We start from the raw sequence: 9,550 nt of genomic DNA, 5'->3' as shown, positions 1-9,550 counted from the left end.
GGGCGGGGCGGCGGTGCATTCCCCGCCCCGTGGACGCGTCAGACCTTGGTGCAGGTGGCACCGTTGAGGGTGAAGGTGGCCGGGACACCGTTGGTGCCGGCGACCGAGGTGGCGCTGAAGCCGAAGTTGAGGCTCCCGCCGACGGGGATGGTGGTGTTGTAGCTCGCCGGGTTGGTGGCGGTGACCTGCCTGCCGCTCTGGGTCGGCACGGCGTTCCACATGTTGGTGATGACCTGGTTGCCGGGGAAGGTCCACCGCAGCGCCCAACCGTTGATCGCCGTGGTGCCCGTGTTGCGGATCGTCACGTCGCCGTTGAAGCTGCTGCCCCAGTCGGACAGGCCGTAGTGCACGGTGCAGGCCCCGGCCGGCGGTGGGCTGCTGGCACTCGGACTGGCGCTGGGACTGGCACTCGGACTGGCACTCGGACTGGCACTCGGACTCTTTGACGGGCTCGCCGACACGGTGACGCTCGGCACGACTCCCCCGCTCTTCGTGATCATGTTGGCGGAGTGGGCGCGGAACGGCGCGAGCTCCGGCGCGCCCTGCATGACGCCGAACTTGCCGTCGACGTTGGTGGCCGAATACCACCAGAAGGCGCTGCCGTCACCGCCGGCGGCCTCGAAGTCGTTGAACAGCGCGGTGAACCACGCGGTCCGGTCGACGTTGTGGACGTTGAACTCGCCCATGAAGAACGGCTTGCCGACGACGTTGTGCGAGTCGTTGATCCAGGCACGGACCAGCGTCTTGGTCTGTTCGATGCCGAGGTTCGCCCACGACTCGGTCGGATACGGGTGCGCGGAGGTGAAGTCGATGTACGGCGACTGGTGGATGTAGACGAACGGGTTGCCCTCGTCGCCGCCGAAGCTGTACCGCGTCTCGTGCCCCTCCAGGCCGGTGCCGAGCAGGTGGTTCGGGTCGATGCCCTTGATGAACGCGCCCATCTCGTCCACCCACGCGCGCAGGGTGGTGCCGCTGGTGTTCTCGTTCGGGGTCTGGTTCTCGTAGCGGGGTTCGTTCATCAGCTCCCACGCCATGATGGTCGGGTCGTCCTTGTACTGCACGCCGCTGTAGTGGTTGGTGCGGTTCAGCGCGTGCGACACGTAGTTCTTGTAGCTGGTGAAACAGCCGGGGCATTTGGATTTGTTGAAGAACTGGCCGCGGCCCGGCTGCCCGCCGGACAGGCCTTCCCACTGCAGGCGCCGGTCGATGCCGCCGTACGCCTCCCAGTAGTTGTCGAAGACCGGGATCAGCCGGATGTTGTTCCGGCGCGCCGACTCGATGATGTAGTCGAACAGGGCGAACTGCTGCTCGTTGTAGACGCCCTTGGCAGTCTCGAAGCCGTGCCAGATCTCCATGCTGAACATCCACAGGCGCAGCACGGTCACCTTGTCGGCGGCGAGGTTCGCCAGGTGCGTGTCGATCTTCGCCTTGTCCATGTACTGCGTCTCAGTGTCACCGGAGCCGGCGCCGTAGGTGAACAGGTCGTAGGTGTTGGTCCCGGCGAAGTAGAAGCTCTTGCCACCGAGACAGAAGCGGATGCCGCAACGTTGCACGAAGGCGGTGGCAGCGGCGGCCTGGTTGACACCGGTCAGCACGACGACGGCACCGACTGCCGCCATGAGCACGGCGGCGAGTGCCGCCAGCAGCCGGTTGCGGGGTGTTCTGGGCGATTGGCTCATCGGGTTCCTTTGATGCCGATCGGGCGGGGTGTGCGCCGCGCGGCCGGCGCCGGCGCGCGGCGGTGTACGGCGGATCGCGTAACCGCTTAAGCAGCGCTCACGCTACGGCGGTGCGCTCGCATCGTCAAGTGGTGTTGCTCGATACGCTTATCCGCTTCAGATGCACGACTCCCCGACGTAGCCGATACCGCCACCGTCGCCGCCGCGGTGACCCAGTGCCGTAGCAACCGCCTGATCTGCGTCCTGGAGGTGCACGACACGACCGGCTACGCGCCGGGCAACGGCGCGGCCACGCTCGCCCAGGCCGCCGACTGGTGGGTCTCCGTCCGAAGCGCCGTCATCGGCCAGGAGCGTTACGTCATCGTCAACCTCGGCAACGAGCCGTACAGCAGCGGCACCGACACCGGCTGGATCAGCCAGACCCGCAACGCGATCAGCCGGCTGCGCGGCGCGGGCATCAGCAACACCCTCATCGCCGACGCACCCGGCTACGGTCAGGACGGCGACTACCTGATGCGCAACAACGCCGCCTCGGTGTTCGCCGGCGACCCGCAGCGCAACGTCGTGTTCTCCGTCCACATGTACGGCGTCTACGGCGCCGCGTCGCGGGTGAACGACTACATCAACTGGTTCGCCAACAACCGGATCCCGCTCATCGTCGGCGAGTTCGGCTGGACCCACAGCGGCGTCACCGTCGCCGTCGACGCGATCCTGTCCACCGCGCAGTCCCGCGGCATCGGCTGGCTCGCCTGGTCCTGGAGCGGCAACGGCGGCGCCGACGCCGTGCTGGACCTGACGAACGGCTTCAACCCGGCCAGCCTGACCTCCTGGGGGCAACCGGGTCGTCAACGGCACCATCACCGGCCAGCAGTCGGGACGCTGCATCGACGTGCCCGGCGCCAGCCAGGCCAACGGCACCGCCATCGCCCTCTGGGACTGCCACGGCGCGGCGAACCAGTCGTGGACGCTGACCGGTGCCGGCGAGCTGTGCGTTTACGGCTCGAAATGCCTCGACGTCGACAACCAGAGCACCGCGCCGGGCGCCAAGGTGCAGATCTGGGACTGCAACGGCCAGGCCAACCAGCGGTGTTCCGTCAACGCCGACGGCTCGATCCGCGGTCAGCAGTCGGGCATGTGCCTGGACGCGTCCGGCCAGGGCACGGCGAACGGCACCGCCGTCGTCGTCTGGTCCTGCAACGGGCAGCCCAACCAGAAGTGGACGCTGATCCGGTTTCACGACGGCACATCACCTGCCCCCGTGGCGGTGATGTGCCGTCGCTCGAGCTCGCCTTCGTGCCTACGTCGCGGTGCCTACGTCGCGCGCAGCTCCTCCAGGTCGGTGCTGCGGCGCAGGAACAGCAGACCCAGTGCGGTGGTGCCGAGCACCGCCAGCCCCGCGACGCCACCGATGCGGGCCAGTTCACCCCACGGCACCGGAACCGACCTGGTGATCGTCGGGATCTCCACGACGACACCGGACTTCTCGCGGACCGCCGGGTCGCTGCTCCCACACTCCGCCGCCGTCGCGGTGCACTGCCAGATCGACCCGCCGCCGCCCTGCATCTCCGTGCCGAGCGCGCGGACGAGGCTGATGCCGACGACGAGGGCGACCAGCACCGCCGGGATCGCCGGCAGCAGCGACTGCCACAGGATCGAGCGGCTCACTGTGCCGCGTGGCACGCCGGTCGCCACCAATGAGGCGTACGCGCGCCGCCGGCTCACGATCCCTTCCGCGACCACGACGAGCATCGCCAGTGCGGTCAGTACCACCGCGGTCAGCAGGGCCGCGTCGATGAGGTCCATCGTGCGCAGGTAGAACGGGTCCGGCTGGCCGAGCGGGTCCGCGTCGCGTTCGATGTCGGCCCTCACCGCGAACTGCGCCCGCATCCCGGCCGCGCCGGCCCCGAACAGCACGCACACGAGCAGCACCGCCAGCGTCCGGCTGCCGCTCCACGGGTCGGTCATGAGCCGCCCCGCCGCGAGCAGCCCGGCCGGTCGCCGCGCGAGGCGATGCAGCAGGCGGCCGCCCGTGTATGCCAGCCACCCGGTGCCGAGCACCACGCCGAAGCCGGCGCATGCCGAGCCCACCAGCAGCGTCGTCGGCAGGACCCAGCCGGGGACCTTGACGTGCACGTGCTGCCCCCACTGCGAGGCCGTGCCGATCGCCGCGAACGCCAGCACGCCGACCACGATGAAGACGCCCGACCACGGCTGCGGCCCGTGGGTGCGGCGCACCCGCCGTACCAGGCCGAAGGGGCTGACCGTGACGCGCCGCATGACCAGCGCCGCGGCCAGCGCCCCGGCGAACGGGATGGCGAGCGCGGCGACGACCACGAACCAGGGCGCCGGCCACACGTCGGTCGGCAGCGGCAGCAGCCCGTCGGCGTCGCGCCGGTCCAGCAGCCGGTGCCCCGCGAGGAACACCCCGGTGCCGCAGACCGATCCGATCAGGCCGGCCACGCCCGTCTCCGCCGCCGCGATCGCGGTCGTCTGCCAGGGCGTCGCCCCGGCGAGCCGGATGGCCGCCAGCCTGCGGTCCCGGGCCGGCGCGCCCAGCCGGGCGCACTGGCCCGCGAGCGCGAACACCGGCACGGTCAGCAGCAGCAGGGTGATCGCCACACCGGGCCGCAGGCCGGGCTCGCGCAGCAGCGCGTTGCCGTACTGCGTCGACCAGTCGTCCGACCCGCCCGACCCGTCGCCGAACTGTCCGATCGCCACCACGTTTGCCGCGGCGAGCACGGCGACTGTGGCCAGGGCGGTGCTGAGCGCGGTCAGCAGCACCCGCATCGCGTCGGTCCGGGTCCCGGCGAGGCCCAGCCGCACCAGCGTCGTGGGTCTCATCGGCCGTGCCGCCCGGCGGGGAGTGCGATGCCGAGGCCGGTGTCATCGACCGTGCCGTCGGTGAGCACGATCTCGCGGTCCGCGTATCCCGCGACCCGCGCCTCGTGTGTCACCAGCACCACCGTCGTGCGTTGCTCATGCGCGACCCGGACCAGCTGGGTCAGGACCTGCTCGCCGGCCAGCGTGTCCAGCGCCCCGGTCGGCTCGTCGGCGAACACGACCCGTGGCTCGGTCACCAGCGCCCGCGCCATCGCGCACCGCTGCTGCTGACCGCCGGACATCTCCCCCGGCCGGCTGTCGGCGACGTCGCCGACCCCGACCCGCTCCAGCCACGCCAGCGCCACGGTCCGCGCCTCCCGCCGCCCCGTGCCGGCGAGCAGCAGCGGCAACGCGACGTTGTCGGCTGCGGACAGCTCCGCGACGAGCTGCCCGAACTGGAACAACACCCCGAAGTCGCCGCGCCGTAGCCGCGAGCGGCGCGCCTCGGACAGGGTGTCGACGCGGGCGCCGCGATAGACGACCTCGCCCGAGTCCGGTCGCATGATCCCGGCCAGGCAGTGCAGCAGCGTCGACTTGCCGCAGCCGCTCGGCCCCGTGATCGCCAGGATCTCGCCCTCCTCGACGTCGAGCGTGACACCGCGCAGGGCGGGCGTCGCACCGTACGCGCGGACCACCCCTCTGGCCTGCAGGACAATGGTCATTGCGGTTCCCCCCGATGCAGTTCGGCGACGCGGGCCAGCGTGGTGCGAAGCCACACCAGGTCCGCGTCGAGGTGGGCGATGGCGTAGTCGGCGGCGATGACGTCGCCGACACCCGCGTCCGGGTCGGTCTTGACCGCGGTCAGCTCGCGCAGCCGGGCCGTGTGCGCGGCCCGCTGGGCCGCCAGGTACCGCACGGCCCGCCCGCTGTCGGGCCACATGAGCGCCACCATGACCTTGGCCAGCAGCACCGCGCCGACGTGGGGCGCGGGCGACTCGACCTCACCGACCCAGCGCTCCAGCTCGACCCGCCCGGCGTCGGTGATGGCGAACGTGGTCCGGTCCGGCCCGCCGGCCCGCTCCTGGCCGGCCTGCGCCACGAACCCGTCCCGCTCCAGCCGCCCGAGCGTGGCATAGACCTGCCCGAACCCGAGCGGCTTGGCGCGGGGCAGGGTGCGGTCATAGGCGTGCTTGAGGTCGTACCCATGTTTGGGCCCGTCCCCGAGCAGGCCGAGCAACACGAACGGCGCGGACACACGGCACACTATTCACCTGATGAATAGTGACCGTCAAGCCCGGCGCTCCGGCGCGGACCGTGCCACCATGGAACCCCGCACGGCCGCTTCGAGAGGACGCCGTTGTGCCATCGCGCCCCATGACGCCCGTCGACGTACGGCTGGTCGGCACCGCGCCCGCGCCGCTCGGCCCGGTGCTCACCGCTTCCTGGGAAGGCGCCGTCGTTGCCGTCCAGGACGCCGACCATCTGCTGGCGTACGAGCGGGCCGCCGTGCTTGCCAGGGTGCCAGAGCCGGCGCGGCGAATGGTGCTGCCGGCACACGCGAGGGCCACGCTCTCGCCCGACGGTGGCCTCGTCGTCATCGCCGAGGGCAGTGCCGTGCGCGCGGTCGACCCGAGCGGTGCGCTCCGCTGGGAGCTGCCGCACGATCCGTGGCACGGCGGGCACCGCGAGCCCCGCCCGCCGTGCGCTCCCGCGGTGAGCCCGGACGGCCGGTTCGTGAGCGTCGTGCTGCCATGCCTCGCCCGCGACGGCGAACCGGCGCTGCTGGTGTACGACAGTGAGCCGCGCCGCCGGTACACCAACGACCGCCTGGTGCTCGTGGACGCCGCGACCGGCAGGATCCATGGTGAACGACCGGTCACCGCAGTCTCCTCGACCGTTGCGCAGCGCTGGAGTCCCGACGGCACCGAACTGGTCATCACCTGCTGGACGGCGTGGTACAGCTGGGCGATGTACCGGGTCACGGTCCGCCCGGAGGGATTCAAGGTCACCGGCGGCCCGGCCTACCGGGAGGTCACCGATCTCGGCTCGAAGCCGGGACGGGTCCTGTCGGTCCGCCGGGCCGAGGGAATGACGTACGACGACGAGCACGACGACGTGGCGGTGCACGACATCGCGGTGCAGGACGGCGCCGCGGACCGGCAGGTGGCGCTGGTCGAGCTCGCCGCGTTGGGTGGCGAGCCGGACGACGAGCTGGGCACCGCACGGCGGGTCGGCGACGCGTACGTCGTCGTGTCGCTACGGCGGTTCCGCGGCGACGCCAGGTGGACGCACCACCTCTGCGCCTGGCCGGCGCTGCACCCGCTCGGCGCGGTGGCGTATCCGGTGCCGGTGACAGAGCACGTGGCGTCGCTCGGGGACGGCACATGGCTGACCACCGACGGCAGCGTGCTGTACCGGTGGGAGCTCACCGCCCCGTGAACAGTGCCGCATCGCTGCGATCGGCGACCGCGACACCTGCGGCTCGCGAACGGACTGCCGGCGCTCGGGGACGTAGTGGCGTCGCCGGCGCCGGGCGACGGTATTGTGCGCGGCGTGGAACGACTTGACCGTGGGGTCGACCCTCCGGGAGGCCGGTATTGAAGCGACTGCCCATTCCACTCGGTGAGGTCACCTCATGACGACCGCCGGCGGCAGTTCGGGTGCCGACCGGCAGTTGCTGCAGGTGCTGGTCGTCGAGGACGACGCCGGAGACGTCGCTCTGGTGGAGAGCGTCTTCGCGGAACACAGCCTGCCCAGCTCGCTGCACCACGTTCCCGACGGCGGTGAGGCGCTCGCCTTCCTGAACAGGGACGACCCCTATCAGGACGCGCCGCGGCCGGACCTGATCCTGCTCGATCTGAACATGCCCCGGGTCGACGGTCGGCAGGCACTGGTGATGATCAAGAGTGATGATCGGTTCAAGTCGATCCCGACCATTGTGTTCACCACCTCGTCGTCGGACAGTGACGTGTCGTCCAGCTACAACGCGCGGGCGAACGCGTACGTGAGCAAACCCCTCGATCTCGACGACTTCGAGCGGGTCATCATGGCGATCCGCAACTTCTACGGCCACACCGTCACGCTGCCCAGCCGGCCTTCCGACGACCCCGTAACCTGACTGAACCCTGTTCACGCCCGACGCAGCGCGGAGCGGCCCGCGAAGCGCGCTGCCGCGCCCAGCTCCTCTTCGATCCGGATCAGTTGGTTGTACTTCGCCGTGCGGTCGGAGCGCGACAGCGAGCCGGTCTTGATCTGACCGCAGCCGGTTGCCACCGCCAGGTCGGCGATCGTGGTGTCCTCCGTCTCGCCCGAGCGGTGTGACATCACGGCCGTCCAGCCCGCCTGGTGGGCCGTGGCCACCGCCGCGAGCGCCTCGGTCAGGGTGCCGATCTGGTTGACCTTGATCAGGACCGAGTTGCCGACACCGGTGCGGATGCCGTCGCGCAGCAACGTTTCATTGGTGCAGAACACGTCGTCGCCGGTGAGCTGGCAGCGGTCGCCGACACGGGCGGTCAGCTCGCGCCAGCCGTCCAGGTCGTTCTCCGCCATCGGGTCCTCGATCGACACGACCGGGTAGGCGTCGATGAGCCCGGCCAGGTAGTCGGCGTGCTCGGAGGGGCTGCGGCGCACCCCCTCGCCCGTGTAGTCGTAGACCCCGTCGCGGAAGAACTCCGACGATGCCGGGTCCATGACCAGGCCGATGTCCGCGCCGGGGCGGTAGCCGGTGCGCTCGATGGCGGTCATCACGAAGTCGAGCGCCTCGTCGGCGGTGCGCAGCGCCGGTGCGAAGCCACCCTCGTCGCCGACGCCGGTGGAGTGCCCGGCGGCCAGCAGATCGCGGCGCAGGGTGTGGAAGACCTCGCTGCCCATACGGACGGCATCGGCGAAGGACTCCGCGCCCACGGGCGCGATCATGAACTCCTGGAAGTCCAGCGGATTGTCGGCGTGGGCGCCGCCGTTGACGATGTTCATCATCGGCAGCGGCAGCAGGTGGGCCTCGGCGCCACCGAGGTAGCGGTAGAGGGGTTGGCGGTGGGCCGCCGCGACGGCCTTGGCGGTGGCGAGGGAGACGCCGAGGATCGCGTTGGCACCCAGCCGGGACTTCGTGGCGGTGCCGTCGAGGGCGACCAGCGCGGTGTCGAGCCCGGCCTGATCCGCACCGTCCCGGCCGCGCAACGCGGCTGCGATCTCGCCGTTGACGTGGGCCACCGCACGGTCGACGCCCTTGCCGTGCCAGCGTGCGGGGTCTCCGTCGCGCAGTTCCACGGCCTCCCGGGCACCGGTGGAGGCGCCGGAGGGGACGGCCGCGCGCCCCACGGATCCGTCGGCCAGGACGACGTCGACCTCGACGGTGGGGTTGCCCCTGCTGTCGAGGATGCGGCGGGCGGTGATGGTCTCGATGACGGCTGCCGTTGCGGACATGGCAGCTCCTTCCGGTTGTCGTGTGCCGTGGCTCCAGCGGCGACAACACTGGCGCTGAGCCCGACACCGGCGAACTCTACAGCATTGCTGCGCAGTTGTGCTGTTCAGTTTTGCTGTACAGCATTGCTGTGCAGGTCAAGTGCACGGCGATGACTGATCAACGGGGTAAAGTGCCGTGTGCCCACCTCGGAAGCCGCCGCCATCGCCGCCGAACTGCGCACCGCCATGGGCAAGCTGACCCGACGCGTCAAGCTCGAGGACCGCATCCCGCTGGGCCAGGTCGCCGTGCTCGGCGCACTCGACCGCAACGGCGCCATGACCACCAGCGACCTCGCCACCGATCAGCGCGTGCGCCCCCAGTCGATGGCCCGGGCGGTGGGGCTGCTCATGGAACAGCACCTGATCACCCGCCGGGCCCACCCCACGGACGGCCGCAAGTCGCTGGTCGAGCTGTCCGACGCGGGGCGGGCGGCGCTCGAAGCGGAACGCGGCCGCAGGGCCGGTTGGCTCGCCCAGGCCATCGAGGCCGAGCTCACCGATGAGGAGCGGGGCTTGCTGGCCCGCAGCGCCGCACTGCTGGAGCGGCTCGCCGCACATTGACGCCCGTCCGGCGGTCACTCTGCTGCGCC

The 9,550-nt window shown here is 70.9% G+C and carries 9 protein-coding genes and 2 pseudogenes; 5 read left to right on the top strand and 6 right to left on the bottom strand.

Going from position 1 to position 9,550, the window contains the following annotated elements; all coding sequences use genetic code 11:
- Nucleotides 1-38 precede the first annotated feature (38 nt).
- Entirely contained in the window at nucleotides 39-1,679 is a 1,641-nt protein-coding gene (locus ACFPIJ_RS11330; protein ID WP_380114674.1) for a cellulose binding domain-containing protein, read from the bottom strand.
- A 207-nt stretch (nucleotides 1,680-1,886) separates the two neighbouring features.
- Between ACFPIJ_RS11330 and ACFPIJ_RS11325 the strand changes: the two are divergent.
- Nucleotides 1,887-2,387, top strand: a pseudogene (locus ACFPIJ_RS11325) (cellulase family glycosylhydrolase); the annotation flags it as partial.
- Here the strand turns inward: ACFPIJ_RS11325 and ACFPIJ_RS11320 are convergent.
- Nucleotides 2,297-2,488, bottom strand: coding sequence for a hypothetical protein (locus ACFPIJ_RS11320; RefSeq protein WP_380114769.1), 192 nt, complete (start codon nucleotides 2,486-2,488; stop codon nucleotides 2,297-2,299). The pseudogene ACFPIJ_RS11325 and the gene ACFPIJ_RS11320 sit on opposite strands and share 91 nt — an antisense overlap.
- Nucleotides 2,489-2,535: 47 nt before the next feature.
- Between ACFPIJ_RS11320 and ACFPIJ_RS11315 the strand changes: the two are divergent.
- A pseudogene (locus ACFPIJ_RS11315) lies at nucleotides 2,536-2,910 on the top strand (RICIN domain-containing protein); the annotation flags it as partial.
- An 80-nt stretch (nucleotides 2,911-2,990) separates the two neighbouring features.
- On the opposite strand, the gene ACFPIJ_RS11310 reads toward ACFPIJ_RS11315, so the two are convergent.
- The 3 genes from ACFPIJ_RS11310 to ACFPIJ_RS11300 are packed head-to-tail and all read right to left on the bottom strand — an operon-like array spanning nucleotide 2,991 to nucleotide 5,754.
- Complete coding sequence (locus tag ACFPIJ_RS11310; protein ID WP_380114673.1) at nucleotides 2,991-4,520, bottom strand: ABC transporter permease; 1,530 nt, start codon at nucleotides 4,518-4,520, stop codon at nucleotides 2,991-2,993.
- Nucleotides 4,517-5,221, bottom strand: coding sequence for an ABC transporter ATP-binding protein (locus ACFPIJ_RS11305; protein ID WP_380114672.1), 705 nt, complete (start codon nucleotides 5,219-5,221; stop codon nucleotides 4,517-4,519). The genes ACFPIJ_RS11310 and ACFPIJ_RS11305 overlap by 4 nt, the downstream gene beginning before the upstream one ends.
- Entirely contained in the window at nucleotides 5,218-5,754 is a 537-nt protein-coding gene (locus tag ACFPIJ_RS11300; RefSeq protein WP_380114671.1) for a PadR family transcriptional regulator, read from the bottom strand. Before ACFPIJ_RS11300 ends, ACFPIJ_RS11305 begins: the two co-directional genes overlap by 4 nt.
- 119 nt (nucleotides 5,755-5,873) lie before the next feature.
- Between ACFPIJ_RS11300 and ACFPIJ_RS11295 the strand changes: the two genes are divergently transcribed.
- Together ACFPIJ_RS11295 and ACFPIJ_RS11290 are read left to right on the top strand one after the other, a co-directional pair.
- A complete protein-coding gene (locus tag ACFPIJ_RS11295) occupies nucleotides 5,874-6,938 on the top strand; it encodes a hypothetical protein (protein WP_380114670.1) in 1,065 nt (354 codons plus the stop codon).
- Nucleotides 6,939-7,134: 196 nt separating this feature from the next.
- The gene (locus ACFPIJ_RS11290; RefSeq protein WP_380114669.1) at nucleotides 7,135-7,617 is read left to right on the top strand and encodes a response regulator; all 483 of its coding nucleotides are present in this window, start codon (nucleotides 7,135-7,137) and stop codon (nucleotides 7,615-7,617) included.
- Nucleotides 7,618-7,628: 11 nt separating this feature from the next.
- On the opposite strand, the gene eno is transcribed toward ACFPIJ_RS11290, so the two are convergent.
- Nucleotides 7,629-8,921, bottom strand: coding sequence for a phosphopyruvate hydratase (gene eno / locus ACFPIJ_RS11285; protein ID WP_380114668.1), 1,293 nt, complete (start codon nucleotides 8,919-8,921; stop codon nucleotides 7,629-7,631).
- A gap of 177 nt (nucleotides 8,922-9,098) precedes the next feature.
- On the opposite strand from eno, the gene ACFPIJ_RS11280 reads away from it, so the two are divergent.
- Entirely contained in the window at nucleotides 9,099-9,521 is a 423-nt protein-coding gene (locus tag ACFPIJ_RS11280) for a MarR family winged helix-turn-helix transcriptional regulator (protein WP_380114667.1), read from the top strand.
- Nucleotides 9,522-9,550 lie beyond the last annotated feature (29 nt).

Origin of the sequence: Dactylosporangium cerinum (assembly GCF_042653625.1) — a bacterium.
Classification (GTDB): domain Bacteria; phylum Actinomycetota; class Actinomycetes; order Mycobacteriales; family Micromonosporaceae; genus Dactylosporangium; species Dactylosporangium cerinum.
The sequence above is the reverse complement of the archived record's forward strand: the minus strand, read 5'-3'. Positions and strand labels throughout refer to the sequence as shown.

Coding starts and splice junctions, on each gene's coding strand:
- ACFPIJ_RS11290 (WP_380114669.1), top strand. CDS start 7,135: ATGACGACCGCCGGCGGCAGTTCGGGTGCCGACCGGCAGTTGCTGCAG.
- ACFPIJ_RS11295 (WP_380114670.1), top strand. CDS start 5,874: ATGACGCCCGTCGACGTACGGCTGGTCGGCACCGCGCCCGCGCCGCTC.
- ACFPIJ_RS11310 (WP_380114673.1), bottom strand. CDS start 4,520: ATGAGACCCACGACGCTGGTGCGGCTGGGCCTCGCCGGGACCCGGACC.
- ACFPIJ_RS11305 (WP_380114672.1), bottom strand. CDS start 5,221: ATGACCATTGTCCTGCAGGCCAGAGGGGTGGTCCGCGCGTACGGTGCG.
- ACFPIJ_RS11330 (WP_380114674.1), bottom strand. CDS start 1,679: ATGAGCCAATCGCCCAGAACACCCCGCAACCGGCTGCTGGCGGCACTC.
- eno (WP_380114668.1), bottom strand. CDS start 8,921: ATGTCCGCAACGGCAGCCGTCATCGAGACCATCACCGCCCGCCGCATC.